Annotated in this window: 2 pseudogenes; both read right to left on the bottom strand. The window is 63.5% G+C overall.

Going from position 1 to position 693, the window contains the following annotated elements:
- A pseudogene (locus DIE04_RS29500) lies at positions 1-569 on the bottom strand (electron transfer flavoprotein subunit alpha/FixB family protein); the annotation flags it as partial.
- Positions 570-585: 16 nt separating this feature from the next.
- A pseudogene (locus DIE04_RS29495) lies at positions 586-693 on the bottom strand (electron transfer flavoprotein subunit beta/FixA family protein); the annotation flags it as partial.

Raw genomic sequence — 693 nt, 5'->3', positions numbered from 1 at the left:
TCCGGACGGTCCAGCTTCGTCACTTCACGGCTCACGAACTGCGACTTGCCTGCGTCTGCCGCCGCTTCGATCTTCTCGACCGATGCGCTGCCGCCTTCGGCTGCCACCGGATCGAAACCCGTCGCACGCACCGTGATGACCTTGATCGGGTCGCTCGACTGCACCGTCGCGATCGCGTTGCCCGCGTAGATCGGACGCTCGAACGTGTCGGCCGAAACTACAGCCGTGATGTCGGAGATCTGCGCGACGTCCAGCTTCGCGGCGATACGCGGCGCGATGTTCTTGCCGTAAGCCGTTGCCGGCGCGAGGATGTGCGAGTAGTCCTTCGCGATGTTCAGCGCGGTCGCTTCGACGTTTTCCGCGAGGCCCGCTTCGAGTTGCGGCGCATCGGCCAGCAACACCTTCGACACACCTACGATCTTCGCTGCTGCATCGGCCGCGCCTTGCGCATTGTGACCCGCGACCAGCACGTGGATGTCACCGCCGATCTTCGCTGCTGCTGCCACCGTGTTCAGCGTCGCGGCCTTGATCGACGCGTTGTCGTGTTCTGCAATCACCAGAATCGTCATTTCTTTCCGCTCCCTCTTACAGCACCTTGGCTTCGGTCTTCAGCTTCTCGACCAGCGTCTTCACGTCCGGCACCTTCACGCCGGCCGCGCGCTTCGGCGGCTCGGACACCTTCAGCGTCTTCAG

It is taken from the genome of Burkholderia sp. Bp8994 (genome assembly GCF_003853805.1).
In the GTDB taxonomy this organism is placed as follows: domain Bacteria; phylum Pseudomonadota; class Gammaproteobacteria; order Burkholderiales; family Burkholderiaceae; genus Burkholderia.
The sequence above is the reverse complement of the archived record's forward strand: the minus strand, read 5'-3'. Positions and strand labels throughout refer to the sequence as shown.